Source organism: Halocynthiibacter sp. C4, from assembly GCF_028823805.1.
GTDB lineage: Bacteria > Pseudomonadota > Alphaproteobacteria > Rhodobacterales > Rhodobacteraceae > Falsihalocynthiibacter > Falsihalocynthiibacter halioticoli.
Window position 1 is genome coordinate 210,836 of the sequence record NZ_JAPEIE010000001.1, and the last position, 25,700, is coordinate 236,535.

34 protein-coding genes are annotated in these 25,700 nt (G+C 55.4%); 10 read left to right on the forward strand and 24 right to left on the reverse strand.

Annotation, left to right across the window (positions count from 1 at the left end; genetic code table 11):
- Positions 1 to 157: 157 nt before the first annotated feature.
- From OU789_RS01070 to OU789_RS01105, 8 genes are read right to left on the reverse strand one after another with little or no spacing between them, the layout of a single operon-like run.
- The gene (locus OU789_RS01070) at positions 158 to 1,303 is read right to left on the reverse strand and encodes an iron-containing alcohol dehydrogenase (protein ID WP_274652530.1); all 1,146 of its coding nucleotides are present in this window, start codon (positions 1,301 to 1,303) and stop codon (positions 158 to 160) included.
- 4 nt (positions 1,304 to 1,307) lie between these two features.
- Positions 1,308 to 2,690: an aldehyde dehydrogenase family protein gene (locus OU789_RS01075; protein WP_274652532.1), complete on the reverse strand. Its 1,383-nt coding sequence runs from the start codon at positions 2,688 to 2,690 to the stop codon at positions 1,308 to 1,310.
- 3 nt (positions 2,691 to 2,693) lie between these two features.
- Positions 2,694 to 4,046 carry a glutamine synthetase family protein gene (locus OU789_RS01080; protein ID WP_274652534.1) on the reverse strand — a complete coding sequence of 451 codons (1,353 nt, stop codon included), beginning with the start codon at positions 4,044 to 4,046 and terminating at the stop codon, positions 2,694 to 2,696.
- Between the two features lie 56 nt (positions 4,047 to 4,102).
- Positions 4,103 to 5,137, reverse strand: coding sequence for a C4-dicarboxylate ABC transporter (locus OU789_RS01085; RefSeq protein WP_274652536.1), 1,035 nt, complete (start codon positions 5,135 to 5,137; stop codon positions 4,103 to 4,105).
- A 40-nt stretch (positions 5,138 to 5,177) separates the two neighbouring features.
- Positions 5,178 to 5,900 carry a DUF4336 domain-containing protein gene (locus tag OU789_RS01090; RefSeq protein ID WP_274652538.1) on the reverse strand — a complete coding sequence of 241 codons (723 nt, stop codon included), beginning with the start codon at positions 5,898 to 5,900 and terminating at the stop codon, positions 5,178 to 5,180.
- The gene (locus OU789_RS01095; protein ID WP_274652540.1) at positions 5,890 to 7,212 is read right to left on the reverse strand and encodes a TRAP transporter large permease; all 1,323 of its coding nucleotides are present in this window, start codon (positions 7,210 to 7,212) and stop codon (positions 5,890 to 5,892) included. Before OU789_RS01095 ends, OU789_RS01090 begins: the two co-directional genes overlap by 11 nt.
- Positions 7,212 to 7,718 (reverse strand): TRAP transporter small permease subunit, encoded by a 507-nt coding sequence (locus OU789_RS01100; protein ID WP_274652542.1) that lies wholly within the window; start codon positions 7,716 to 7,718, stop codon positions 7,212 to 7,214. Before OU789_RS01100 ends, OU789_RS01095 begins: the two co-directional genes overlap by 1 nt.
- Positions 7,715 to 8,482 (reverse strand): N-formylglutamate amidohydrolase, encoded by a 768-nt coding sequence (locus OU789_RS01105; RefSeq protein ID WP_274652544.1) that lies wholly within the window; start codon positions 8,480 to 8,482, stop codon positions 7,715 to 7,717. The genes OU789_RS01100 and OU789_RS01105 overlap by 4 nt, the downstream gene beginning before the upstream one ends.
- Positions 8,483 to 8,610: 128 nt before the next feature.
- Here OU789_RS01105 and OU789_RS01110 point away from each other — a divergent pair, with 128 nt between their 5' ends.
- Positions 8,611 to 9,483 (forward strand): MurR/RpiR family transcriptional regulator, encoded by an 873-nt coding sequence (locus OU789_RS01110; RefSeq protein ID WP_446719150.1) that lies wholly within the window; start codon positions 8,611 to 8,613, stop codon positions 9,481 to 9,483.
- Between the two features lie 9 nt (positions 9,484 to 9,492).
- Here OU789_RS01110 and OU789_RS01115 read toward each other — a convergent pair whose 3' ends face one another.
- Positions 9,493 to 10,305, reverse strand: a complete 813-nt coding sequence (locus tag OU789_RS01115; protein WP_263954332.1) for a division plane positioning ATPase MipZ — start codon at positions 10,303 to 10,305, stop codon at positions 9,493 to 9,495.
- A 172-nt stretch (positions 10,306 to 10,477) separates the two neighbouring features.
- Between OU789_RS01115 and OU789_RS01120 the strand changes: the two genes are divergently transcribed.
- Positions 10,478 to 10,738: a hypothetical protein gene (locus OU789_RS01120; RefSeq protein WP_274652550.1), complete on the forward strand. Its 261-nt coding sequence runs from the start codon at positions 10,478 to 10,480 to the stop codon at positions 10,736 to 10,738.
- A gap of 67 nt (positions 10,739 to 10,805) precedes the next feature.
- Here OU789_RS01120 and rpmE read toward each other — a convergent pair whose 3' ends face one another.
- The 13 genes from rpmE to OU789_RS01185 form a co-directional block, all read right to left on the reverse strand.
- Complete coding sequence (gene rpmE, locus OU789_RS01125) at positions 10,806 to 11,027, reverse strand: 50S ribosomal protein L31 (RefSeq protein ID WP_263954330.1); 222 nt, start codon at positions 11,025 to 11,027, stop codon at positions 10,806 to 10,808.
- Positions 11,028 to 11,038: 11 nt separating this feature from the next.
- Positions 11,039 to 11,416 (reverse strand): 50S ribosomal protein L19, encoded by a 378-nt coding sequence (rplS, locus tag OU789_RS01130; protein ID WP_263954456.1) that lies wholly within the window; start codon positions 11,414 to 11,416, stop codon positions 11,039 to 11,041.
- 358 nt (positions 11,417 to 11,774) lie between these two features.
- The gene (locus tag OU789_RS01135; protein WP_274652552.1) at positions 11,775 to 12,191 is read right to left on the reverse strand and encodes an MAPEG family protein; all 417 of its coding nucleotides are present in this window, start codon (positions 12,189 to 12,191) and stop codon (positions 11,775 to 11,777) included.
- Positions 12,192 to 12,277: 86 nt separating this feature from the next.
- Complete coding sequence (gene trmD / locus OU789_RS01140; protein ID WP_274652554.1) at positions 12,278 to 13,087, reverse strand: tRNA (guanosine(37)-N1)-methyltransferase TrmD; 810 nt, start codon at positions 13,085 to 13,087, stop codon at positions 12,278 to 12,280.
- Between the two features lie 12 nt (positions 13,088 to 13,099).
- Positions 13,100 to 13,630 carry a ribosome maturation factor RimM gene (gene rimM / locus OU789_RS01145; RefSeq protein ID WP_274652556.1) on the reverse strand — a complete coding sequence of 177 codons (531 nt, stop codon included), beginning with the start codon at positions 13,628 to 13,630 and terminating at the stop codon, positions 13,100 to 13,102.
- A gap of 8 nt (positions 13,631 to 13,638) precedes the next feature.
- On the reverse strand, positions 13,639 to 14,268 hold the full coding sequence (gene bluB, locus OU789_RS01150; protein ID WP_274652558.1) for a 5,6-dimethylbenzimidazole synthase: 630 nt from the start codon (positions 14,266 to 14,268) through the stop codon (positions 13,639 to 13,641).
- 18 nt (positions 14,269 to 14,286) lie between these two features.
- Positions 14,287 to 14,673 carry a 30S ribosomal protein S16 gene (rpsP, locus tag OU789_RS01155; protein WP_263954325.1) on the reverse strand — a complete coding sequence of 129 codons (387 nt, stop codon included), beginning with the start codon at positions 14,671 to 14,673 and terminating at the stop codon, positions 14,287 to 14,289.
- A gap of 55 nt (positions 14,674 to 14,728) precedes the next feature.
- Positions 14,729 to 15,028, reverse strand: coding sequence for a chorismate mutase (locus OU789_RS01160; RefSeq protein WP_263954324.1), 300 nt, complete (start codon positions 15,026 to 15,028; stop codon positions 14,729 to 14,731).
- An 82-nt stretch (positions 15,029 to 15,110) separates the two neighbouring features.
- Positions 15,111 to 15,674 carry a GNAT family N-acetyltransferase gene (locus OU789_RS01165; RefSeq protein ID WP_274652562.1) on the reverse strand — a complete coding sequence of 188 codons (564 nt, stop codon included), beginning with the start codon at positions 15,672 to 15,674 and terminating at the stop codon, positions 15,111 to 15,113.
- Positions 15,671 to 16,189 carry a GNAT family N-acetyltransferase gene (locus tag OU789_RS01170; RefSeq protein ID WP_274652564.1) on the reverse strand — a complete coding sequence of 173 codons (519 nt, stop codon included), beginning with the start codon at positions 16,187 to 16,189 and terminating at the stop codon, positions 15,671 to 15,673. Before OU789_RS01170 ends, OU789_RS01165 begins: the two co-directional genes overlap by 4 nt.
- Entirely contained in the window at positions 16,190 to 17,689 is a 1,500-nt protein-coding gene (ffh, locus tag OU789_RS01175) for a signal recognition particle protein (protein WP_274652566.1), read from the reverse strand.
- Positions 17,690 to 17,964: 275 nt separating this feature from the next.
- Entirely contained in the window at positions 17,965 to 18,318 is a 354-nt protein-coding gene (locus OU789_RS01180; protein WP_263954320.1) for a DoxX family protein, read from the reverse strand.
- Between the two features lie 11 nt (positions 18,319 to 18,329).
- Positions 18,330 to 18,908 (reverse strand): FMN-dependent NADH-azoreductase, encoded by a 579-nt coding sequence (locus OU789_RS01185; RefSeq protein WP_274652568.1) that lies wholly within the window; start codon positions 18,906 to 18,908, stop codon positions 18,330 to 18,332.
- A gap of 142 nt (positions 18,909 to 19,050) precedes the next feature.
- On the opposite strand from OU789_RS01185, the gene OU789_RS01190 reads away from it, so the two are divergent.
- Positions 19,051 to 19,929, forward strand: coding sequence for a LysR family transcriptional regulator (locus OU789_RS01190; protein WP_274652570.1), 879 nt, complete (start codon positions 19,051 to 19,053; stop codon positions 19,927 to 19,929).
- Positions 19,910 to 20,854, forward strand: a complete 945-nt coding sequence (locus OU789_RS01195; RefSeq protein ID WP_342453561.1) for a DMT family transporter — start codon at positions 19,910 to 19,912, stop codon at positions 20,852 to 20,854. The genes OU789_RS01190 and OU789_RS01195 overlap by 20 nt, the downstream gene beginning before the upstream one ends.
- Here OU789_RS01195 and OU789_RS01200 read toward each other — a convergent pair.
- Entirely contained in the window at positions 20,851 to 21,180 is a 330-nt protein-coding gene (locus OU789_RS01200; RefSeq protein WP_274652572.1) for an ArsR/SmtB family transcription factor, read from the reverse strand. The genes OU789_RS01195 and OU789_RS01200 overlap by 4 nt on opposite strands.
- 278 nt (positions 21,181 to 21,458) lie before the next feature.
- On the opposite strand from OU789_RS01200, the gene OU789_RS01205 reads away from it, so the two are divergent.
- The 5 genes from OU789_RS01205 to OU789_RS01225 all read left to right on the forward strand — a co-directional run bounded on the left by OU789_RS01205 (position 21,459) and on the right by OU789_RS01225 (position 24,156).
- Positions 21,459 to 21,818 (forward strand): AtpZ/AtpI family protein, encoded by a 360-nt coding sequence (locus OU789_RS01205; protein WP_263954316.1) that lies wholly within the window; start codon positions 21,459 to 21,461, stop codon positions 21,816 to 21,818.
- Positions 21,819 to 21,892: 74 nt separating this feature from the next.
- Positions 21,893 to 22,666: a F0F1 ATP synthase subunit A gene (locus OU789_RS01210; RefSeq protein ID WP_263954454.1), complete on the forward strand. Its 774-nt coding sequence runs from the start codon at positions 21,893 to 21,895 to the stop codon at positions 22,664 to 22,666.
- A 62-nt stretch (positions 22,667 to 22,728) separates the two neighbouring features.
- Positions 22,729 to 22,968, forward strand: a complete 240-nt coding sequence (locus tag OU789_RS01215; RefSeq protein WP_039017421.1) for a F0F1 ATP synthase subunit C — start codon at positions 22,729 to 22,731, stop codon at positions 22,966 to 22,968.
- A gap of 80 nt (positions 22,969 to 23,048) precedes the next feature.
- Positions 23,049 to 23,597, forward strand: a complete 549-nt coding sequence (locus OU789_RS01220; RefSeq protein WP_263954315.1) for a F0F1 ATP synthase subunit B' — start codon at positions 23,049 to 23,051, stop codon at positions 23,595 to 23,597.
- Between the two features lie 4 nt (positions 23,598 to 23,601).
- Positions 23,602 to 24,156 carry a F0F1 ATP synthase subunit B gene (locus tag OU789_RS01225; RefSeq protein ID WP_263954314.1) on the forward strand — a complete coding sequence of 185 codons (555 nt, stop codon included), beginning with the start codon at positions 23,602 to 23,604 and terminating at the stop codon, positions 24,154 to 24,156.
- Positions 24,157 to 24,221: 65 nt separating this feature from the next.
- Here the strand turns inward: OU789_RS01225 and OU789_RS01230 are convergent, their stop codons facing one another.
- Positions 24,222 to 24,779, reverse strand: coding sequence for an isochorismatase family protein (locus OU789_RS01230; RefSeq protein WP_274652581.1), 558 nt, complete (start codon positions 24,777 to 24,779; stop codon positions 24,222 to 24,224).
- 200 nt (positions 24,780 to 24,979) lie between these two features.
- Between OU789_RS01230 and OU789_RS01235 the strand changes: the two genes are divergently transcribed.
- Positions 24,980 to 25,690 carry a hypothetical protein gene (locus tag OU789_RS01235; RefSeq protein ID WP_274652583.1) on the forward strand — a complete coding sequence of 237 codons (711 nt, stop codon included), beginning with the start codon at positions 24,980 to 24,982 and terminating at the stop codon, positions 25,688 to 25,690.
- The last annotated feature ends 10 nt before the right edge of the window (positions 25,691 to 25,700 follow it).

A 25,700-nucleotide genomic window follows, 5' to 3' on the forward strand; every position in this document is an offset into this window, starting at 1 on the left:
AATTAAGGCAAAATGCCGCAGATTGTGAAGATCAAATTCCGATTCAGGGTATGAATTCGGGAAGAATTACCTAGTTTTTGGACTGGATAAGCACAAAGTTACGTAGCGTCTTTGCTGAAATGCCGCCGCCCAACAAACAAGGGCGGCGGCGAAATGCCTAGAAGCAAGCCTCAAACAGGGCGCGAGTATTGGATTCGGTCATTTCAATTGGATTGCCACCTGTCGATGGATCAATCAACGCGCCCTTAACTAGAGTATCAAGATCGGGGTCGGAAATGCCCAGCTCGGTCAGGTTTTTGGGAATGCCGAGCGTATCATTTAATTCGCCGACAAAGCCATAGAACCCGTCAAAGCCGCCCTCGATGCCAAGATACCGTGCTGCTGCCTCGATACGATCTTCGATAGCGGGGCGGTTCATCTGCAAAACCGGCTGCATGACAACGGCGTTTGTTGTGCCGTGGTGGGTGTTGTACATCGCGCCAATCGGGTGGCTCAGGGCGTGTATCGCGCCGAGGCCCTTTTGAAACGCCGTAGCCCCCATCATTGCCGCCGACATCATATGCGCGCGCGCCTCGATGTTGGTGCCGTCTTTGAAGGCAACGGGAAGGTTCTCCTTAACCAACCGCAACCCTTCAAGCGCTATACCTTGGCTCATCGGGTGGTAGTGCGGCGAGGAATAGGCTTCCAAGCAATGGGCAAAGGCATCCATCCCCGTTCCGGCCGTGATGAAGCCGGGCATTCCAACGGTCAGTTCTGGATCGCAGATCACGACCGCTGGAAGAATTTTCGGATGGAAGATGATCTTTTTCTCGTGGGTTTCGGAATTGGTAATGACGCTTGCGCGGCCCACTTCGGAACCTGTACCTGCAGTTGTCGGAACCGCGATAATAGGGGCGATACCGTCAGGATCGGCGCGGGTCCACCAATCACCGATATCTTCAAAATCCCAAATCGGACGGCTTTGGCCGGACATGAATGCAATGACTTTGCCCAGATCAAGACCAGAGCCGCCGCCGAATGCGATCACACCGTCATAGCCGCCTTCGCGATAAACTTTGAGGCCGGCTTCGGCGTTCTTTTCTGTAGGGTTCGGGTCTACTTCAGAGAAAAGCCCGCGGCCAAGTCCCGCGCCTTCGAGCAGGTCAAGCGCAGCCGTGGTGATCGGAAGGCTTGCGAGGCCTTTATCTGTCACCAACAGAGGCTTGGTGATCCCCGTTGCCAAACATGCCTCTGCCAATTCGGAGATGCGGCCTGCGCCGAATTTGATTGTGGTCGGATAAGACCAGTTGCCGATGAGTTCCATGGGCTTATGCCTTCTTCAGGTGGTAAGATTTCGGGCGGGTGAGGTTGTGATATCCAATCACGGAAAGGCCGCCGCCACGGCCCGTGTCTTTGCACCCTGTCCAACAGAGGCCGGGATCAAGGTAATCGGCGCGGTTCATGAAAACGGTGCCGGTTTCGAGCTGATCGCCGATGGTTTGTGCGGCGTCGATGTCTTGGGTCCAGATGCTTGCGGTGAGGCCGAAATCGCTGTCGTTCATGAGCGCAATGGCTTCGGCGTCGTCTTTCACGGGCATAATGCCAACAACGGGACCGAAACTCTCGTCGCGCATCACGTGCATGTCGTGGGTCACGTTAGTGAGGATTTGCGGCATGAGGTAAGCGCCGCCGTCATCTTCGGGGAAAAGCGCCGGATCAATTAGCGGAGTTGCGCCAGCGGCGATAGCTTCCTCAGTTTGCGCGCGGACCTCGGCAGCGAAACGGGCATGGGCCATAGGGCCAAGCGTGGTTGCTTCATCAAGTGGGTTGCCGAGCTTGTAGTCAGAAACAATCGCCACAGCCTTTTCGACAAAGGCGTCAAACAGGCTTTCGTGCACGTAAATCCGCTCGATCCCGCAGCAGCATTGACCAGAGTTGAACATTGCGCCGTCAATAAGCGTATCTACCGCGGCATCGAGGTTCGCGTCTGCGCGCACATAACCAGGGTCTTTGCCGCCAAGCTCAAGGCCGATGCCGGTGAATGTTCCTGCTGCAGCGTGCTCCATTGCTTTGCCGCCGCCGACGGACCCAGTGAAATTCACAAAGCCAAAGCTCTTGGCCGCGATCAGGTCGCTTGTGGTGTCGTGATCAAGGAACACATTCTGGAATACGTCCTCGGGCACGCCAACACTGTGGAATGCCTTGGCCATGCGCTCGCCCACCAAAAGGGTCTGGCTCGCGTGTTTCAGAAGTACAGTATTGCCAGCGATAAGAGCGGGAGCGACGGTGTTGATTGCCGTCATATAAGGGTAGTTCCAAGGCGCAACGACAAGCACAACGCCGTGAGGAACACGCTTGATGTAGCGCTTGAATTGTTCGTCTTCGCCAACTTCGATATCGGCCAGACCCTCTTCGGCAATGGCGGCCATATGGCTCGCGCGCTCATTGAAGCCGCCAAATTCGCCACCATAGCGTACTGGGCGGCCCATTTGGTGCGCGATTTCCGGAACGATTTCTTCGTTCATGTCGCCAACAGCTTTAACGCCAGCCATTACCAACTCAACGCGCTCTTTAAGCGGGCGCTTGGCCCATTCCGCCTGTGCGGTACGGGCGCGGGCAACGGCGGCTTTAGCCTCTTCCGGCGAAAGTACCGGACGCTCGGCATAAAGCGACCCGTCGATGGGCGAGATACATTTAACAGTTTTGCTCATGTCTTAGGCTTTCTCAAATCCACGTGCGATTTCGTAATCGGTCACGATGCGGTCAAACTCTTCGATTTCCCATGTCGCGGCGCGGGTGTAGTGGTCAATAACGTCGTCGCCAAGGGCTTCGCGCAGCATTTCGGAGCCGCTTAGGGTTTTCGCTGCGTCACGCAGGGTCTGCGGAATTTCGGCAGCACCCTGATCGTCGTAAACATCACCTTGAGTTGCAGGCGCGAGGCTAAGCCCCTCTTCGATCCCTTTGATCCCTGCCGCAAGTTGTGTTGCCAGAGCGAGGTAAGGGTTCAGGTCGCTGCCGCCAATCCGGCACTCTACGCGCACACCTTTGGTTCCTGCGCCGCAGAGGCGGAAACCGGCGGTGCGGTTGTCTATGCTCCAGACCGATTTTGTCGGTGCGAAAGTCCCCTTTTGGAACCGCTTATAGCTGTTGATATACGGCGCAAGGAAATAGGTTACATCGGGCGCGTACTTGATGAGGCCAGCCATGTAGGATTTCATGACATCCGACATGCCCAACTCGTCGCTCGGATCAAAAAACACGTTCGAGCCGTCTTTCCAAAGCGATTGGTGTACGTGGCTTGATGAACCAACCCGATCAGCGGACCATTTCGGCAGGAAGCTTGCGGCGTGGCCTTGCTGCCATGCGATTTCCTTCACGGCATGTTTGGCGATTGTGTGATACTCGGCGCAATCAAGAGCAGCGGAATATTTGATGTTTAGCTCTTCTTGGCCCGCTTCCGCTTCGCCCTTGGTGTTTTCAATCGGTAGGCCCGCAGCATAGAGATGGTTGCGGATTGGCCGCATCACATGCTCTTCCTTGGTGGTCTGAAGAATGTGGTAATCTTCGTTGTAACCAGAAATCGGTGTTAGGTCGCGGAATCCGGATTTGGCAATTTCCTCGAAGCTCTTCTCAAACAGGAAGAACTCGAGCTCTGTTGCCATCATCGCCGAGTAGCCCATCTCTTCTAGCCGCGCGACCTGTTTCTTAAGTATGGCGCGGGGGGAGTGGGCGATAGGGTGTTCGTGGTGATCAAGAACGTCACACATCACCATTACAGTTCCCTCAAGCCAAGGCATGGGGCGGATGGTGGAAAGGTCGGGCTTCATCATGTAATCGCCGTAACCGGACTGCCAACTTGTGGCGGCATAGCCATCGGGCGTTGCCATCTCGAGATCGGTTGCCAAGAGATAGTTACAGCAGTGGGTCTCCTCAAATGCGGACTGCACGAAATGCTGCGCAAGGAAGCGTTTCCCCATCAAACGGCCTTGCATATCAACAAGACAGGCGAGAACTGTATCGACCGAACCATCGGCAACGGCGTTTTTCAGATCGTCAAAACTTAGCATGGGGTCTTCCTTTGATTTGTGCGGCGCGCCCCGCGATCAGGGCGCGCCAGTCGTATTTAGCCGTAGCGGTACGGACGGCCTGCTTTAACCATATCAGCATTATACTGCTTGATGATGTTCACAACCTTGGCCTTTGTTTCGCTTTCTGCGGCGATCTCGTCCCAGAACTTAACGGCGGCGTCTTCGACGGTTTTCCACTCTTCGTCTGGAATGGATGTCAGCTCCATTTTCGGACCGTTGACACGCAGGCTTGCTTCGCCGCCCCAATACCACCACTGACGATAGTAATGCGACTGGTCCATACAAACTTTGAGCAATTCTTTGAGGTGCTCGGGAAGTTCGTTGTAACGGTCCATATTGGCAAAGAAGCTGCCAGCCCAAGCGCCAGAGATGTTGTTGGTGAGGAAGTAGTTCGTCACGTCGGCCCAGCCAACAGTGTAATCCTCGGTGATGCCGGACCATGCGATGCCGTCAAGCTCGCCGGTTTGCATCGCAACTTCGATGTCTTCCCATGGCAGTGTTACAGGAATAACGCCGAACTGGCTTAGGAAACGTCCCGCTGTTGGGAACGTAAAGACGCGTTTACCCTTGAGATCTTCAAGCGAGGTGATCGGGTCTTTGGTGGCGAAGTGGCACGGATCCCATGCGCCAGCCGAAATGTGCTTTACGCCGACTTTGGAATATTCTTCGTCCCAGATTTCGTTCAGGCCGTATTGGTTGAACAGCACGGGAACGTCGAGCGAATAGCGGCTCGCAAACGGGAAGTAGCCGCCGAACACTGTGACTTCAGTTGGCGAAGCCATGGAGTCGTCGTCAGACTGTACCGCGTCGATTGTGCCTTTTTGCATAGCGCGGAAAAGCTCGCCTGTTGGAACAAGCTGATCGGCGAAGAACAGTTCGATCTCCATCTCGTCGCCCGCGATCTTGTTAAAGCTGTTGATCGCTGGAGTGATCACATGCTCGGCCAGTGCAGCACCCGCATATGTCTGCATGCGCCATTTGATTTTGCTTTGCGCAATTGCTGGAGCGGCAAGCGAAGCGCCAACGGCGCCGACGCCTGCGGTGGTCAAAAACTTACGTCTTGTTGTCATTTTATCGTCCTCTCTGTTGTGGTTGGTTTCAATGATCGTTTCAGTGTTGAGGGGTTAGCCCCCTGAAGCCTTCGCGGAGCCTTTGCGGCACGTTCTCTTGAAGGATGTCGCCATGCGCGAGCACGACGGTTTTCGGGTTCCAGTCAAGCATCTGTTGCAGCGCGGCAGCGAGTTGCTTGCGGCCTTTGGAAAAGCTGAGCCACATATCGAGGGGCATCTTGCCATTTGGCGCCAGAATCCCGGCCATGCGCGCGAACGGTCGGAGCCAAAGCGGCATTTTTTCGCGGTGCATATTTTCGATGAGATCGGTCAGGATCAAGACGCGTGACGCCTTGTGAAAGAACACAACCTCTTGGTGGATTTTACTTCCGCGCGCGATGATTTGATCGATCTCTGCCTGCCACTCGGGTGCAGGAGTATCGGCAAGGTCGCGATCAAATACGACGTGGATTTTCTGTTGCGCGGCCCGTTTGCGCACATTCGGCGAGGCCCACGCAATAGTGTCGTTACATGCATCAGCCCACTGTTGGATATAGGCGTAGTGAATCCAGTTTGGCGAAACCAGATGTTTGATTTTTCCAAGCGTTTGCAACTCTACGGCCAGTTCCTCGCTGTATTCGATCGGCGAGTGAAGGAATAGATCACCATTCGCCAGCCGAATTACCGTCATTCGCGTCGGGAACGGTATCGCATAGAGCTTGATAACCGGCCCGTCCACGAGCCAGATATCAGGTCCGAGCTGTTGCAGGCGGCTATCGGGCATAGACATACTCCGGCAGCCAAAGTGCGATCTGCGGGAAGATCATGATGAGCGCAAGTGCAAGGATCATCACCAATACAAACGGCAGGATAGAGCCGTAGATATCTTTGAGCGTAATTTCCTTTGGCGCCATCGCCCGCATCAGGAAGAGGTTATAGCCGAAAGGTGGCGTCATATAGGCGATCTGCGTGGTGATTGTGTAAAGCACGCCATACCAGATCAGATCAAAGCCGAGCATCTTGACCAGCGGCACATACAGTGGCGCAACAATCACAAGCATCGCTGTGTCATCAAGGAACGTGCCCATGATGAGGAACGAAAGCTGCATGAGGATAAGGATCATCCAGGGATCAAGGCCAAGCTGCTCGGTGAACAGGTTGTCGATTGCACGCACAGCGCCCAGACCGTCAAACACCGCGCCAAAGCCGAGTGCCGCGAGGATAATCCACATGAACATGCAGGAAATCAGCAACGTGTTGCGCACCGAATTCTCAAACACTTCGCGTGTCATGCGCCGTTTTACCACCGCCGCAAGGAATGCCGTTAGCGCACCAATTGCGGAGCTTTCAACAAGGCTTGTCCAGCCGTTCACAAAAGGGATCATCATCGCAAAGAAGATCACAATCGGCAGCAATCCGGCACGCAGGAGCGCGAGCTTCTCGCTCATGGAATGATTGCGCTCCTCAACAGGGAGAGCAGGGCCGAGCGCAGGATTCAGTTTACAGCGGATAACGATGTAAATGATGAACATCGCTGCCATCATCAATCCCGGCACCACACCCGCCAGCCAAAGCTGCCCTACGGGCTGCCGCGCGATCATCGCATAAAGAACCAAAACAACCGATGGCGGCACCAGAATGCCAAGCGACGATCCCGCCTGTATGACCCCCGTCACCATCTTCTTGTCATAGCCACGGCGTAGCAATTCGGGCAGCGCAATCGTCGCGCCGATTGCCATACCGGCAACTGAAAGACCGTTCATCGCCGAGACAAGCACCATTAAGCCGATTGTCCCGATTGCGAGCCCGCCATTAAGCGGGCCCATCCAAACGTGGAACATCTTATAGAGGTCGTCGGCGATTTTACTTTCCGAAAGCACGTAGCCCATGAAAATAAACATCGGGAGCGTCAGTAGCGGATACCATTTCATCAGCTTCATCGCGCTGGAGAACGGAATATCGCTGCCGCCAGTTCCCCAAAGCGTAAGCGCCGCAACTGCGGCAACGCCACCAATTGCGCCAAACACACGCTGGCCCGTCATCAACATCAGCATCATGCTTGCAAACATGAAAATTGCGATCATTTCATAGGACATCAGAGCGTCTTTCCTTTGAGTGTCGCAATGTCTTTGAACAGCTCAGAGATTGCTTGCAGGAGCATCAGGAATATTCCGACGCACATGGTGATTTTGATTGGCCAGATATAGGGGCGCCACGCGGTCGGGGAGCGCTCGCCATACTCCAGTGAATAGGCTGTGGATTCGATCGCGCCATAGAGCAGCACACCGAGATAGAAGATAAGAAACAGAACGGTAAACGCATCAAACCAAGCTTTGCGCCGCGTTGACCATTCGCCATAGAACAGGTCCATCCGCACGTTCGCGCCTTCTTGGATCGCATAGGGCCCACCGAGCATGTAATAGGCGACCATCGCAAACTGCGCGACTTCAAGCGTCCAGAGCGAGGGCATAAAGGCAACCTTTGAGATCGACGACCACATCAGAATGCCCATCATCACAAAGATTCCGTACATCGTAATCCGCCCGAGCTTTCGGTTGATCGGATCAACAATTCGGACAAAGGCGCGCATAAACCCAATCATGAAAGAGTTGCCCCCTCTATTCCGGCGGTGTCGAGGGCGGCCAAGGTAAGTTCGGCCAGACTGTCGGCTATCTTCATTTGATCGGCCTCGGTTTTCAGTAGGTCATTGCGAATCTCTATCATGACATTCGCGATTCCGTTTTCGACACCATGGAGCTTGAGCGTATGCGTCACGCCATCATCGGGCCCATACGGTGCGTTGCGTTGGGTGTTAAGCGTGGTGTGGTCTGGTGCATGCGCGAGCATAGCGTCTGCAATTCGGGTATCCACATCATGCAAAATCCCCAATTCCACCTCGCGCAACGCACCGTGGTAGACGGGAGTAAAGCTGTGGATTGTGATAATTGCTTTTGTGCCTTTTCTGACTTCGTCAGCCAGCGTTTTGCGAAAAGGCTCGTAAAAGGCATCGGTGCGTTTGGCGCGGTCGGCTTGGCTTAGCCCGACATTGCCCGGAACTTCGATCAGTTCGCTCTTTGCTGGCATAGCGCTTGGCGCTTCGGGCGGGCGGTTGCAATCATAAACAAGCCGCGAAATTCCAGATGCAACTAGCCGAGCATTGAGGCGCTCTGCCATTCGGGAAGCTACATTCAGCGCGCCAGGATCCCATGCCGCGTGGCTTTCCCGCGCGGCCTTTGCAAGGCCAAGCCCGTCAAACTCGCCCGGAATGAAACAGGATGCATGCTCGCAAACGATAAGCGCAGGAGAAGTTCCCCCTGCGTTTAGAACGGTCACCGGATCACCGTCGATGTTCTTGTCTCGGAGCACTTGCCACCACCCTGTTTGCGCGTTCTGAAAATATTGTTTCAGATTGTGTGCAGCTGTCAACTCTTTTACTAAAACTATTTATGGTTCATACTGAAACTTGTGGTATGCGCTTAAAAAAGGGGCGGATCGTGACTTCATCAACGGATAGTATTGCCGAAATTCTTAGAGATAGTTTTGAGAAGTTCACGCGGGCTGAACGCCAACTTGCCGACTCGCTACTTGCCAACTACCCGATGTCTGGCCTCGGGTCGATTACGGCTGTTGCCCAAGAGGCGGATGTCTCTACCCCCACCGTCGTGCGCATGGTGCAAAAGCTTGGTTTCAAAGGGTTTCCGGAGTTTCAGCGCGCGTTGAGGGGGGAGCTTCAAGCGCGTATTTCCGATCCGATTGCCAAACGCGAAACTTGGGCTGAAGGCGCCCCTGATGCGCATATTCTCAATCGGTTTACCGAGTCTGTAATCGGTAACATCAGCCAGACTTTGGCGCATATCGAGACCGCAAGTTTTGATGCAACTTGCGATCTTCTCGCGGACATGGAGCGATCAGTTTACGTTGTTGGTGGTCGGATTACCCGCGCTTTGGCGGATTATTTTTTCTTGCACATGCAAGTGCTGCGGCCGGATGTGACGCATATCCAGTCAATCTCCAATGCTTGGCCACATTATCTGTTGGAGGTGAAAAAGGGCGATGTCGTCGTGATTTTCGATGTCCGGCGGTATGAAAACTCAACGCTCAAGTTGGCGGAAATGGCGGCGGAGAAGGGTGCGGAGATCGTTTTGTTCACCGATCAATGGCAATCGCCAATCGCCAAACTCGCAACACACACGTTCAGTTGCCGCATCGTTGTCCCCTCTGCGTGGGACAGCTCGATTGCACCGATGTTGTTGCTTGAAACCGTAGTTGCTGCCGTTCAAGAGCGGACGTGGGAAACCACGCGCCCAAGAATGGAGGCGCTCGAAGATATGTTCGACCGCACCCGTTTCTTCCGCAAGTTCACGTAGTTAGGTAGCTTAGAAATCGACCTCAACGCCGGGAAGGTTAAGCGATTTGACCAACTCGCGCAGCTCCTGACGGGCGGCGACGTTAGAGATATTCATCTGGCCCTTAACGCCGATATCGCGCAAATCAAGCAGCGTAAGGCCACGCGGGAAGAGCTCGCGGAAAATCACACGCTCACCAAAGCCGGGGGCAACGCGGAAGCCGATCCGCTTTGAGAGAGACTCAAGCGCTTCGCCCATTTTCTGTTTGTTGTGCATGTTCTGTGCGGCAAGCCGGTTGCGAACAACAACCCAATCGATTGGCGGTAGGCCCGCTTGAGCGCGCAACTGCCGCGCATTCCACACCATTTCGGAATAGACGGAAGGGCCAAGGATTTTGTTGGTTTCCGGATCAACCCGCGCCAGAAGGTCAAAATCGACGAAACTGTCGTTCAGCGGTGTGACCAGCGTATCGGCGAGCGAATGCGCAACCTGTGACAGGCGCGTGTGGCTGCCAGGGCAGTCGATCAGGATGAAATCACTGTCTGGCTCAAGCGTCGCAACCGCAGCGGATAGGCGGTGATCATAAACGTTTTCACCCGGTTGCAGGCTCTTGCTGTCGATCTCGGGAAGGTCGTGATAGTCGGGACACGCAAGGTCGACCCCGTGTTTCTCAACATAAGATTTGCGGTTCTCGACATAGCGGCCAAAGCTCTTTTGCCGCAAATCAAGATCAAGCGCGCCAACCGAATGCCCCATACGCACCAATGCGGTTGCGATATGCATCGAGGTTGTTGATTTGCCTGAACCGCCTTTTTCGTTCCCCACGACAATAATGTGCGCCACAGCTCTGTCCCTTCAATTCATACGGCACATGGCCGCTGTTTTTCCGCCACTATATGTTGGGTCGCAAACGATGGGAAGCGCCACGCAACGCGAAGTTGATACATGTTGCCCGAAAAATCTTCACTGTGGTTCCGAGGTGTCTTAGGCTGCGCAAAACAGGAGGACACAGGATATGTCAAAAGTCATTGAAGACGCCAAACAAGCGCTCGCGCATTTGAAAGCGGGCGGGTATTCCCTTGGGGCTGAATGGGAGCATGCGCATGCGCTTTGCCAAGACCACGAGGGCGAACAGATTCATGATCGTATTCACGCGTTATGCCACAGGATCGAAGGCGATCTCGGCAATGCCGCGTATTGGGATCGGCGCGGGAACCAGCGATCCCCTGAAATTCCCTTTGAAGAAGAGGCCGCGTTGCTAGAAGCGCAGCTCTAGGCGTTAGCCAAAAGAAAACCCGGCTGCATGGCAACCGGGTTTCCAGAAAATCGGAAAGAGTGTTGGCTTAGAAGCCAAGACCTTCGTATTTCTTTTTGAACTTGGATACACGGCCACCAGTGTCCATGAGACGGGAGTTGCCGCCAGTCCATGCTGGGTGCGCGGAAGGGTCGATTTCCAGAGCAAGCTGGTCGCCTTCTTTGCCGTATGTCGAACGCATGGTTACAACGGAACCGTCTGTCATCTTGACGTTGATGAAGTGGTAATCGGGGTGAATATCTTTTTTCATGTCCCGGCTCCTTACGCGTCTTTTTTGGGTTTGTAGTTGGTAACTTCGGCGATACGTGCGGACTTACCGCGACGGTCACGAAGATAGTACAGTTTGGCGCGACGTACTTTACCGCGGCGAACCACAGTGATGCTGTCGATGTTGGTGGAGTGCAGAGGGAATACGCGCTCTACACCTTCGCCAAAGGAAATTTTGCGAACGGTGAACGAACCGGCGATGCCGTTACCGTTTTGACGTGCGATGCAAACACCTTCGTAGTTCTGAACACGGGAGCGGCTGCCCTCGGTTACTTTGTAGCCTACGCGGATGGTGTCGCCCGCTTTAAAATCCGGAATGTCATGACCAAGTGCGGCGACTTGTTCTGCTTCCAATTCTGCAATCAGGTTCATCTGATCTACTCCATAATGCTCGCGGTTATTCCGCGTAGTTTGCGCGCCATGAGAGCTCTTGGTCTTGCACCGGGTCCCGAAAATCAGCCCGCCAGAGATCACGTCATCGTTGCTTTCAGGCTGCTCCTCTGTGGTTGGTGCATATAACACCCGATCAGAAGAATGATCGGTTTGATACGCCCACATGTTTGCAGACCCTTTAACCCAAAACAAAAACGGCCACAGAGAATCACTCCCTATGGCTATCAATGCCTGAGTGGGCGCGGTATAGGCCCAATCAAGGGTCAGCGCAAGGGCGATTGCGTTTGGTTTTGGGCGGGAATTCGGCGCCCATCGAGCCAGTGATTGTGGCTATTTCCTAAAGTACGGCCCAGCCCGCCATCACGCACATAACAACCAGGACACCCCAGCCAAAAACATACACAAAGGTCCGCACGCCTTGCGTAGGGTTGCCGATGCTTCTTGCGTAGACCAACACATACAAAATGCGGTCAATCAGAAAGAGCAACATGAGCAAGTTGACCCACCACGCCGATACGCCAACCAGAATGCATGTAAACAGCGCGATCGCCGCGGCGGCCATGTTCTCGACGCCGTTTTGGTGGGAACGATTAAGTCGATAGAGGCCGTTTTCGTAGTCTTCGGAAGGCATACTTCCGGGAGTTAACCCTTGTTTGGCTTTCCCAGCGCCAACAAGCGCAGCTTGAAAAAGCACGATTAGGACGAAAACCAAAAGTGAGATTATGGCCGTTGAATAGTCTGAAACTGCAGTCATTCTTCTACCTCCAACCCAAAAAAAACTTGGTAGAACTACCAGACAAGCAAAGTCCGGCACCTGTCAAGTTTCTGGAAGTAGGCAGATTATTTGGATTTTTGCTGTTTCTCGTGGGCCTCCCAGAGATCTGGGCGGCGCTCTTTGGTCAGCTCTTCCGACATCTCTTGCCGCCATTCCGCAATTTTGCCGTGATGGCCCGACGTTAGAACTTCTGGGATTTCGCGGCCTTCCCATACTGCGGGGCGGGTGTACTGCGGGTGCTCCAGAAGCCCGTTGGAAAAGCTCTCCTCTTCGGTCGAAGCTTCGTTCCCAAGAACTTCGGGGCGAAGGCGCACGGTTGCATCAATCAGCGCCTGTGCCGCGATCTCTCCACCGGTCAGAACGAAGTCACCAAGGCTGACTTCCTCAACCTCGAAATGCTCCAGTACCCGTTCGTCTACGCCTTCAAATCGGCCGCAAAGGATTGTCATCCCGTCTGCGTCAGCAAAGCGACGTGCCATATCCTGAGTCATCGGTTTGCCGCGCGGCGACATATAGATGACAGGCCAACGCGCGCGATCCTTTGGCGCGTCGTGACTGGCAAATGCGAGAGCATTGCCCACGACATCCGCGCGCAACACCATTCCGGCGCCACCACCGGACGGCGTATCGTCAACGTTCTTGTGCTTGCCTTCGCCGAACATCCTAAGATCAACAGTTTCAAGCGCCCAAAGCCCGTCTTTCAGGGCTTTCCCGATAAGGCTATGGCCGAGAACACCGGGAAAAGCATCGGGAAACAGGGTTACGATTTTCGCCGTCCATGTCTTGGCGAGACGTGGCGTGTCGGTCATCAACTCGCGTGGGCGCAGTGTTGCACCGATAGAGAGGCGTCCGTGGGATTTGTTTGGCTTTGTCATGTTGCTTCCCGCCTAGGCTTCGGTGTCACTCGGTTCAGAGAATATTCCCTCTGGCGGGTCAACGATGATGCGGCCTGCGGCCAGATCAACTGTCGGAACGGCCGCAACAGTAAACGGGTAAAGCACCGAGGCCTTGAGCGAAGGGCCTGCGATCTCCAATAGGTCACTTGCGCCGTGGTTCTGAACGCTTTGGACCGTGCCGATCTCTGTTCCGCCGGTATCAAGTACGGTGAGACCGATCAGGTCGCTGTGATAATACTCGTCATCGGGCAAGCTGGGCAGGACATCGCGGCTCACGAAAAGCTGCGTGTTGTTGAGTGCGTCGGCCTGTTCTTTGGTCTGGATGCCCTCTACACGCGCTGCAAATCCATTCTTGATTGCGCGGGTGATGCCTACGATGAAGCTCTTCTCGCCATCTTCGGTATAGAGCAAGCCATAGGTCTCGATTGCGGCCGGATCAGCACAGTAACTCTTGAGGCGGACTTCTCCGCGCACTCCGTAAGAGCCTGCGAATGCGCCAACACAAATGCGGGGTTCAGTCATGGGGTCTCCTAACGGATTTCAACCAATGGGGCTTGGTCTCTGCGCTCCCATCCGGCTTGTTCAAGTTCGGGTGTTTCGGCGGTTTCTTCGGGCCAGCCGAGACAGAGATAAGCAACGAGTGTCCAACTTTCGGGCACATCAAGATCGCGCGCAAGTTTGGGAGCGTCAAGGATCGATACCCAGCCTAAGCCCAGCCCGTATGCACGGGCAAGGAGCCACATCTGGGTGATTGCGGCCACAACAGAGTAGCGGCGGGTTTCGGGCATCGTCGCAGCGCCAAGGTTTGCGCCTTTGGAGGTTTCTTCATCACAGAAGATTGCAAGCTGCACAGGAGCTTCGCGCATACCGCTGAGCTTGAGGCCAGCATAAAGTTCTGCACGGGCGCCGGAATGGCCGGAAAGGGCTTTGGTATTTTCGGTTTCAAAGTTGGAGAGCGCCGCCGCGCGGGCTTTATCGCTTTCGACCGAAATAATGCGCCAGGGTTCGGACAGGCCGACCGATGGGGCGAGGGAAAAACTGTCCAGACATTTCTGGAGAAGATCGGCCGGAACCGGATCGGTGCGGAAGCGGCGCACGTCGCGCCGCCACCGGAAAAGCTGGCCCAGATCGCGGTGAAACTGTTCAGTAAATTCATCCATGATCTGAGCCTAAATGCTTTATTCTTCTGCGTTTTCTTCCGCTGGTGCGGCTGCTGCTTCGGCGGCTTCTGCTGCTTTAGCGGCTTTCTCTTCAGCGCGCTCTTGCGCTTTTTTGCCTGGCTTGGCTTTCTCAGGGTTGTTGCGTGTTTTCGCTTCGAGAACGCCAGCTGCTTCGAGGAAGCGGGATACACGATCCGAAGGCTGCGCGCCTTGGTCGAGCCAGTACTTAACGCGGTCGAGGTCGAGCTTTACGCGCTCTTCGCTGTCTTTCGGGAGAAGTGGGTTGTATGTGCCCAGTTTCTCGATGAAACGACCGTCGCGCGGCATACGGCTGTCAGCCGCAACAACACGATAGAAAGGGCGCTTTTTGCTGCCGCCGCGGGCAAGACGAATTTTCATAGCCATTGTAGTAGTCTCCTAGGTTATCAATTATAATCAACGCCTTACGTTGATCATTGTTTCAGTTTTCTTTGTGTTTGTTGTGATGCTGGATCACTTCCTGAATAATGAAATTCAGGAAATTCTTTGCGAATTCGGGGTCTAGATCTGCGCGCTGGGCGAGGTCTTCGAGGCGCGCGATCTGTGCTGCCTCACGGGTTGGATCGGAGGGCGGCAGGTCGTGCTCGGCCTTTAGTTGGCCCACGGCTTGAGTATGCTTGAAACGCTCGCCAAGGGTATAGACAAGGATCGCGTCGAGGCGGTCGATGCTCTCGCGGTGAGACTTGAGCAGGGTGGCTGCGCGTTCTACGGCGTCGGTCATGTCGTGCTCCTGTTCAGGGGCCAAAATGGCGATGTTATTTGCATATGATTTCCATATGTTTTGCATATGCGCGAAATCGGACTCATGCGTAGGCCTCCTGCGATCCGTCGTCGTCATCAGGGGACGGGGCGGGGTGGCGATAGACGAGCGTGTTGTCGTCATCCATGTTGTCGGCCTCTGGGTCGAGGGTGCAGCCAAGTGCTTCTGCCAGCTTGATCGACGCTACGTTCTCTTTGTGAATGTAGCTGACGGCAGTTTCCCAGCCGAGCACATCAAAGGCATAGTCACGGGTTGCAAGCGCGGCCTCGCGCGCAAGACCTTTGCCTTCATAAGCGGGATCGTAAATGGACCAACCCAGCTCCGGCTCTGGCCAATGGGTCGGGTGCCATGGACCAACCGCGCCGATCATCTTGTCGCTGCCTTTGGGGCAGAGCGCGAACAAGCCGTAACCACGCAGCGCCCACATGCCGACAAACATCGAAAGCACGCGGAAGGGCATGCCCTTGTCGACTTCGGCAGGACGCACGAAGCGCGAGCGGTCGGAGTTGATGAACTCCGTCACGATGTCGAGGTCCTCAAGGCGCGGCAGGCGCAGGGTCAGGCGCTCGGTTTCGAGCACGGGTGAATTGATGAGTTCTACGGTCATGCGGCTGCCCCGTTGTATTCGGGGTGGCGATAGACATGATACGCGCCACGCGGGCCTTCGCGGGTATCTTCGCGCGTGGCACCGAGGCGCTCGGCCAAGGCGATAGAGCGCAGGTTTTCAGCCGCGATAAAGCTGCACGGCTTGGTGATTCCGAAATGCTCGCCGCCATAGGCGCGGGCCGCAACAACGGCCTCGTAGGCAATGCCTTTGCCTTCGAATTCCTCAAGAAGAATCCAGCCAATTTCCGGCTCGTCATAGCGCTCGGGCTCGTAGAAACCGATCCAGCCTGCGGTTTTGCCGCTTGCTTTGTCTTCGACGATCCACATGCCATAGCCGCGCAGAATCCATTGACCAGCATCTGCACTGAAGGCGCTCCATGCTTCTTTGCGGTCGAGAGGCCCGCCAATATATTCCGTGCGCTCAAGTTCCCAATGCGCGGCAAGCGGATCGAAATCCGACATTTGCGGCGCGCGCAGGATCAGGCGCTCGGTTTCTATGGTGGGGATAAGGCTCATTTACTTCTTTTTCCCGAAGCCGGACAGACCGGGGGGCAGACCGCCGCCGCCAAGACCGGGAAGGCCGCCACCGGGCATTTTGCCCATTTGCTTGGCTGCTGCTTCAAGGGCTTTCGGGTCCATTTGCGAGGGGTCCATACCGGCGGGCATGCCGCCGCCTTTGCCAAACATGCCTTTCATGGCCTGTTTGAGCATGCCGCCCTTGCCCATCTTCTTCATCATGTCGCTCATCTGGCGGTGCATCTTGAGAAGCTTGTTTAGGTCAGACACCTGAAGGCCAGCGCCCGCTGCGATCCGCTTTTTGCGCGAGGCTTGGAGCAGGCCGGGGTTGGCGCGTTCGCGTTTGGTCATGGATTGGATGAGGGCGATCTGGTGACGCAGGATTTTATCGTCAAAGCCAGCGTCCTGAACTTGTTTGGCCATTTTGCCCATGCCCGGCATCATGCCCATGATTCCTTCCATGCCACCCATCTTGATCATCTGTTCAAGCTGCATGCGCAGGTCGTTCATGTTGAATTGGCCCTTTTGGAACCGCTTCATCATGCGTTCGGCCTGTTCGGCCTCGATGGTTTCTTGGGCTTTCTCAACGAGGGCAACGATATCGCCCATGCCAAGGATGCGGCCTGCGATGCGATCAGGTTCGAACGCTTCGAGCGCGTCCATCTTTTCGCCTAGGCCGACGAATTTGATCGGTTTGCCGGTCACTGCGCGCATGGAGAGCGCCGCACCGCCGCGGCCGTCACCGTCCATACGGGTAAGGACCACGCCGGAGATGCCGATTTTGCCGTCGAACTCTTCGGCGACTTCCACAGCAACCTGACCTGTGAGGCCGTCAACAACGAGGAGCGTTTCGCGCGGGTTGACCGCGTTGCGCACATCCTCGACCTCTTGCATCAGGGACTCGTCGATGTGCAGGCGGCCCGCGGTGTCGAGCATGTAAACGTCATAGCCGCCAAGAGTTGCCTGCTGTTTGGCGCGCTTGGCGATCTGTACGGCGGATTCACCGGCCACGATGGGCAGGGTATCAACACCGATTTGGGTGCCGAGGACGGCAAGCTGTTGCATCGCCGCTGGGCGGTAGATGTCGAGCGAGGCCATCAGGACTTTTTTGCCGGCCTTTTCCTTGAGGCGTTTGGCGAGCTTACCGGTTGTTGTGGTTTTACCGGAACCTTGCAGACCAACCATCAGGATCGGGGCAGGGGCGTTGTCGATCTTGAGATCGTCAGGTTCGCCGTCGCCCTTCAGGACGTGAACAAGTTCGTCGTGGACGATTTTAACAACTTGCTGACCGGGGGTGATGGATTTGGTAACGGCCTGTCCGGTTGCTTTTTCCTGAACCGCCTTAACGAAATCACGCGCCACGGGGAGGGAAACGTCGGCCTCAAGCAGGGCGACGCGCACCTCGCGCAGGGCGGTTTTGACATCATCCTCAGAGAGCGCACCCTGTTTTGTCAGGCGGTCAAAGACACCGGAGAGGCGTTCGGATAGATTTTCAAACATTCTCAAGGCTCCTTGGCCGTTTGTTATGCCCCTAAAGATAGGGACGGTGCGCGAATTGTTAAGGCAACGAATTGCCAAACCACAAAAGCACCCGTGGGCGCAACGCGCTGACGGATGGCGATCCTTCACAATGAAGGACCGAAGGCGTGGAACCCTCGGGATATGGGGTGCGTTTAGGCGCTGTGGGCCGGAGAGTCAAGCGATGTGGGGAATTGGGGGGCTATCGGCGGGGAATAGTATAAGGCGCCCGCGGGGGACTACGGGCGCCTTTTGATTTATGCGGGGATTTGGCCGCGGAAGCGATAGGCGGTTGCAGCCGCCAATGCGCCGAGGACGAGCGCGGGGAGTGCGGATGGTCCGAGGATAAAGAGGTGGGCAAGGACCGCTCCGATCATGGTAACGGTCAGTGCTGCCGCGCCAAGTAGTTGCAAGCCCGGCACCCAAAGCAGGATTGCGCCGCCAACTTCGATCAAGCCAGTCACATAGCGGAACCATTGCCCGACGCCGACGGCCTCGAATGTGCCGACCATCATCTCTGCTCCGAGCAGCTTCGCACTCCCCGCAGCGAGGAATGCGACCGTCAGGAGCGCGCGGATCACAAGAAACGCAATATTGCTGTATTTTGACATGTCGAGGTTCCTTATGCTGCGATGCGGTCGCCGAGGAGCGTGGCGAGTGTTTCATGGGCTTCTGCGTTATCGTCGCCTTTGGCCAGTACGAAATGTACATCTTTGATGCCAACAAACCCGAAGATGAAACGCAGGTAATCCGTTGCGAAATCCACGTTCGAGCCGATGTCTGTTCCGCCGGAGGCAAGGGCGATCACCACGCGCTTGTCTTCGAGCAGGCCGACGGGGCCGTTCTCTGTATATTTAAAGGCAACGCCAGCGCGGCCGATCTGGTCGATCCATGCTTTCAGCGTTGAGGGGATGTTGAAATTATAGATCGGCGTAGAGATCACGATGGTGTCAGCGTCCTGAACTTCCTGAAGGATCTCATCAGACAGCGCGAGGGCTTCGGACTGCGCTTCTGTGCGGCTTTCCGGCGGGGTGAATGTTGCGCCAACCCATGTTTCGTTGATGTGGGGTAGGCCCTGCCCGATATCGCGGGAGGTAACCTCTGCATCAGGGATGAGCGACACAGCGTGATCTGCAAGATCGCGGCTGACGGAGTTCTGGGTGCGGGCGGATGCGTCGATCCGGAGGACTTTGGTTGTCATTGATCTGTTCCTTTGAATTTGCGTTGACATAGAAATGGGGAATTGCGTTTTCGAACGCAATCTGGGAAAAGCAACAGCATGTGTGTGAAAATGCACAACAGTGCAGAATTGGCGTCTGCGACGGAACCAAGGAGCCTAAGATATGAACTGGGATGAGGTGAAAACGGCCTTTCAAGTTGCGCGGGTCGGAACTGTTAGCGGCGCGGCGGAGGTGTTGGGTGTTCACCATGCAACGGTGATCCGGCATATTGATGCACTTGAAGCCGAGCTTAAGACCAAGCTCTTTCAACGGCACGCTCGCGGTTACACGCCAACGGAAGCAGGGCAGGACCTGTTGCAGGTTGCGAAGGTGACCGATGATCAGTTCACCCAAATGGTCGGGCGGTTGAAGGGGCAGGGCGCGGAAATCTCAGGCGACCTTGTGGTGACGAGTTTGCGCCCTGTTGGGGAACTTCTTGCGCCGATCTTGGTGGACTTTCAGCGTATGCACCCGGGGTTGCGGGTTCGGTTCCTGACGGGTGCTCGCGTGTTCAGGCTGGAGTACGGCGAAGCGCATGTGGCGATCCGCGCCGGCAAGCCGCCCCAAGAGCCGGACAATGTTGTACAGCCGTTCAGTACCGTTCAGATCGGGCTTTACGCAGATAAAGACTACGTCGCGCGCAATGGCATGCCCAAGACAGACGAGGAACTGGCAACGCATGATTTTGTAGGGCCGGATGATGAGAGCAGCCGCGCTCCGTTCTTTCAATGGATGAAAGAGACCATTCCGCAGGATCGGGTACTGTTCCGCTGCTCTGATCAGGAAGATGGCGAGCGAGCGATTATAGCAGGGGCGGGAATCGGGTTTATGAGCGAGGTTATGGCGCGTTCGCATCCAAATCTGGTCGAGATTGCCGCGCCGCGCAAAGAATGGGAAGCTGCAAGCTGGATTGTGACCCATGTTGATTTGCATCGCACGCCCAAGGTTCAGGCCTTTTTGAAGTTCTTGAAGGAGCGCGCCCGTGCGCAAGGATATGGTTGAGACAGTCGGGCGCGCGCAGCCCCTTCATGACGCCAGACGGCGCGAATGGGTGGGCCATGCGGCGATGCTCGGCTTTTCCTGCTTGGTTGCGGGATCGTTTAGCCTTGGGGGGCTGGTCGCGAATGAGGTGGCGCCCGCCGCGCTCAATGCGGTTCGGTTTCTGATTGCGGGGGCAATTGTACTGGTGATTGTTCTGGTGCGGGAGCCCGCGCCAAAGGCGGCGTTCCAACAGGCGGCGCAGGCCCCTTGGCGGCATTGTATCAATGGCACGCTCATCGCGATCTATATGGTCTTGATGTTTGAGGGGCTAAAAACTGCGACTCCGGTTTCTACGGCAGCTGTGTTTACGCTCTCTCCGCTTATTACGGCGGGGTTCTCTTATTTGATCCTTGGGCAGGTGTTGCCAAAGCGTGTGGCGCTGGCGATTGCTCTGGGCGGTGTTGGAGCGCTTTGGGTTATCTTTCGGGCCGATTTGGCGGCGCTTGTGCAATTCGAGATCGGGCGCGGCGAGGCGATCTTTTTCGTCGGGTGCGCGGCTTATGCGCTGCACATCCCGCTTTTGCGAAAATGGAATCGCGGCGAGAGCGCGGTCATGATCTCTTTTGCAAACCTTGTTGCGGGGTCTGTCTTGCTGCTGACTCTCGGCGCGCCTGCGATATTGGCAACGGATTGGGGCAGCTTGCCTGCGATTGTCTGGATCACGATCCTCTATACCGCGATTTTTGCCACGGCGGGGAGTTTTACCCTATTGCAGATTGCGTCGATGCGGCTGCCGGGGGCGAAGGTCATGGCATATACCTATGTAATCCCGAGCTGGGTGATCCTTTGGGAATTGGCGCTGGGCCATGGCGCGCCAGCGGGCGTCGTGTTTATCGGAGTTGGCATCACGATTGCAGCGCTGTTGATGCTGTTGCGGCAGGACTAGCTGTTTTCGCCCGTAAGTTTGTTTTCGGTCAGGAAGGTTTCGAAGGCGTCAAGATTGATGGCTTCGAATTGGCCGAAACTTTGCATCCAGACTGACGCGTCCTTGAGGGCATCAGGCTCCAGCTTGCACCATTTCACCCGCCCGCGCTTCTCCTGCGAGATCAAGCCCGCGCGGGTCAGAATGGTGAGATGTTTGGAAATGGCAGCCAAAGACATATCAAACGGCTCCGCCACATCGGTGACGGCCATGTCATCCTCCAGCAGCATAGAAAGAATGTGCCGCCGTGTCGGATCGCTTAGGGCGGCGAATGTCGTGTCTAGGTCCATGAGATTTGTGTAGGGAGAGGGCGCGAATTGGTCAACTGTTTGGTTAAGTGTTCGGCTTTGGGTGGCCGCGGTTTCCTCAAGTTTAACCTGTTGGTTGAATAAGAGATTTGAGCGGTTTTACCCGAAGCAGGGATACTGAGGCGGGATGTGGGAATCCTTGCTCCAATTATTGTTGTTTGTTTACAATAAGTTAGCCAGCAAGAAATCCCGCGTTTGTTTTATTGACTCTGAACGCGACCCTTCATAGGTTGCGGCGAAACCTTGGGGGCCGTTCCGTCATGGCAAAAGAGCACAATCACGACCAGCTAAAGAGGCTGGAAGACAAGATTGACAAGCTCAAGAAAAGCCATGAACCCGCGCCGCCAAAGGACGAGCATTATTCGTTGGCCAATCAGGCATGGCGTATGGTGATCGAGCTGGTAGTCGGTCTTGGGATCGGCTTTGGCATCGGATACGGGCTGGATGTTCTGTTTGGAACGCTGCCGATATTCATGGTGCTGTTTACATTGCTGGGGTTTGCCGCAGGGGTCAAAACAATGATCCGCACCGCGAGCGAGCTTCAATCGGAAAAAGAGAAGGCAGACGCCGACTCGACAGAGACAACAGCGGCACATGCCGCAGAGAATTCGAAGGACTGAACATGGCCGCACAGCAGGAAGCAAAACAGGGCTCTTCTTTTGGAAAGATCGCGTTCTGGGCAGCAATCGCATTGATGATTGCCGCAAGCGTATTCCTTCAGCCGGAGCATGCTGGCCTTGCAATTCACCCAATGGACCAATTCAAAGTGGCACCTCTCTTCGGTGACGGTCACGGCGAAATCCACTGGTACACACCAACAAACGTGACCCTCTGGATGGGTCTGGCCGTTGTTGCAATCGTTCTGTTGCTGGTATTCGGCACAAGCAAACGCGCCATGGTGCCAAGCCGCACACAGAGCGTTGGCGAGATGCTCTATGGGTTCATCTATAAAATGGTCGAGGACGTTGCAGGCAAAGACGCTGTGAAGTTCTTCCCATACATCATGACGCTCTTCCTCTTCATCATGTTCGCGAACTTCCTCGGCCTTCTGCCGATGAGCTTCACAACAACATCGCACATCGCGGTTACTGCTGTACTGGCGCTTCTGGTGTTTGTGACAGTAACGGTTGTTGGCTTTGTTAAGAACGGCGCGGGTTTCCTCGGCCTGTTCTGGGTCTCGTCGGCGCCTCTGGCGCTGCGCCCGATCCTCGCGATCATCGAGCTTATCTCTTATTTCGTGCGCCCCGTTAGCCACTCCATTCGTTTGGCGGGTAACGTCATGGCGGGCCACGCTGTTATCAAAGTATTCGCCGGTTTTGCGGGTGCGCTGGGGCTGTTTGCCTTCCTGCCGATCCTCGCCATCACCGCCGTTTACGCCCTCGAAGTTCTCGTGGCCTTCATTCAGGCTTACGTGTTCACCATTCTGACCTGCGTGTACCTGAAAGACGCGCTGCATCCATCGCACTAAACGGATCAGGTCTGAACAATCACTAACTGACATTCCAAATTACCATCGTAAGGAGAAATACAATGGAACTCGTAGCAGCAGCAGCTCTCGGCAAATTCATCGGCGCAGGCCTCGCAGCCATCGGCTCCGGCGCAGCAGCCATCGGTGTGGGCCACGTCGCAGGTAACTTCCTCGCAGGCGCCCTTCGCAACCCATCCGCCGCAGCGGCACAAACAGCTACTCTCTTCATCGGCATCGCCTTTGCGGAAGCTCTGGGGATCTTCTCGTTCCTCGTTGCACTTCTGCTGATGTTCGCTGTTTAAGTCTGACGGACCATCCTTACGTGCGGGTGGGTGCCAGTTGTGGCGCCCACCTGTTGTAAACTAGGTTCCTGGAGGACGATATGGCGGATGACGCACATAAAACAGTAGACCTGCACGATCTGCATGAAGCAGAAGCCGCCGCAGGTATGCCACAGCTCGACTTCTCGTCGTTTCCAAACCAGATCTTCTGGTTGGCCGTAACCCTCGTTGTGATTTACCTCGTTCTGTCCAAGGTTGCGTTGCCACGCATTGCAGCCGTTTTGGCCGAACGTCAGGGCACGATCACCAACGACATTGCTGCTGCTGAAGAGCTGAAGCAAAAAGCGGCTGAAGCGGAAGAGGCCTATAAGAAGGCACTCGCAGACGCACGCGCAGAGGCTCAGACGATTGTTGCTCAGGCAAAGGCCGATATTCAGGCCGATCTTGATAAAGCAATGGCCAAGGCCGACGCAGAGATTGCCGCCCAATCCGCCGAAAGCGAAAAAGCCATTGCGGCAATTCGTGAAGGTGCGATGGACAGCGTGAAAAAGGTCGCAAAAGACGCAGCCAAGGAAATCGTTGCAGCCATGGGCGGTAAAGCCGATGCGAAAACGATCACCGCGGCCGTTTCCGAGCGGATGAAAGGGTAAGACGATGAAAAAACTTTCCGTTGCATTTGCCCTTTTGGCGAGCCCGGCCCTTGCGGCTGACGGCCCGTTCCTGTCGCTTGGCAATACGAACTTTGTTGTTCTCATCGCGTTTCTGGTATTCATCGCGGTTCTGCTGAAGTTTGGCGTTCCTGCCATGCTCGGCGGCCAGTTGGACGCCCGCGCAGAAGGCATCAAAGCTGATCTGGACGAAGCCCGCGCACTGCGTGAAGATGCTCAGACAATCCTCGCGGACTACGAGCGCAAGCACAAAGAAGTTCAGGCTCAGGCCGACAAGATCGTGGCTGCGGCCAAGGTTGAAGCGGAAGAAGCTGCCGAGCTTGCAAAAGCCGACATCAAAGCCTCGATCGAGCGCCGCCTTGCCGGTGCCAAAGACCAGATCGCTTCTGCGGAAGCGGCTGCTGTCAAAGAGGTTCGCGATACGGCGATTGTTGTTGCTGTGGGCGCTGCCCGCGACGTGATTGCCAAGAGCACAACCGCTGCTGAAGGTAACGCCCTGATCGAAGATGCGATCAAGGAAGTTGGCGCAAAGCTACACTAAATTCCTGTTCATTCAGGCTAAAGAACCCGGCCCAAGTGGTCGGGTTTTTTGTTTTTGGGAGCGGGTTATAGCGCCTTGATGATCGGATGTACTTTACGGAATAGGTCGTTGTCTGCTCGGCGCAGCCACTCGAAGATGACCATCTCTGTGGTAACAGCTTCTGCTCCTGCGTTTACCATGCGCGCAATACCTGTTGCCTTATCGGCTTCGCGCCGCGAACCGCAGGCATCTGTGGCCAAAAGTGGTGAAAACCCGTGCTGTAGAAAGCCGAAAAGCGTTTGCAGAACACAAACATGAGTTTCCGTGCCGCAGACTATGGGTCGCCGGCCGCTAAATTCCGCAAAGGTTTTCTGGTGTTCCGCTTCTTCAAGTGTACCGAAATGCGTTTTGTGAAGAACGGGTGCATTGGGGGCCGCCTCTAGCAGTGTTGGAACCGTTGGGCCGACCTTAGCGGCGCAATGCTCGGTAAAAATCACAGGTACGCCCATAACTTCGGCCGCCTGAACCAACGCCATGGCCGAGGCGAGAACGCGATCAAATTCCGCGATTGCTGGTGCGAGCCGCTCTTGCAGGTCAACCACAACGAGGAATGAGGTGTCGCGGCTCATGAGGTCTGTCGGCATGTTCGTATCCTTTGCTTCGTACCTCACGATACTCCGTTCTGATGAAATTTACGACATGGCCGATTGCAAAGTGATCACTCTTAAACTCTCGGCGAGGGAACGGGGTTCATGAGCAATCGGTTCTTGAGTTTTGTGAAGACCAGTGCTACCACCCGCAGAAATGCCCGTAGGGGTATTCCATTCTATGTGGCGGTGTTTTCGTGACCTTTACTCTCCTCCTTGGCTTTTTCATTGGCATGACCCACGCCCTTGAGGCGGATCACCTCGCGGCGGTTGCCAGTTTTTCGGTTCGGAAGCGGTCGCTTAAGGATACGTTGAAGCAGGCCTATAGCTGGGGCATGGGCCATACTGTGACTCTGTTTCTGGTGGTTGTGCCAGTGTTTCTATTTGGTGGAAACATCAGCCATACAACCGAGGCTGCGCTTGAAGGTATCGTCGGCTTGATGCTGTGTTATCTCGGTGGCTCCCTTGTATATCGCCTCCGCAAGGAAAAGGTGCATATGCATGTACACAGCCACGAAGACGGCGAGCGCCACGCACATTTTCATTCGCATAAAGACGATGCTGTTGAGCATTCGCATTCCGATCACAATCACGCTCATAAGGCCGGTGTTTCGCCTCGGGCGTTGGGTATCGGGCTGATGCACGGGCTTGCTGGCTCCGCGGCGTTGTTGATTTATGCGCAGGAGGTAGTGGAACAAAAATGGGCTATTGTGCCCTATGTTTTCTGCTTCGGTGTTGGTTCGATTGCTGGGATGATGCTGATCTCTAAGGTGATTTCCTTCCCGCTTCATGCAGTGAAAGAACGCAGCAGCATTTCATTTAACGGCATTCGCGCGGTGGTTGGCATCGCCACCGTTGTGCTTGGCTTGAAGTTTACGGGAAGCAGCCTTACCGCACTGCTCGGGTAGGCCTGCTTTT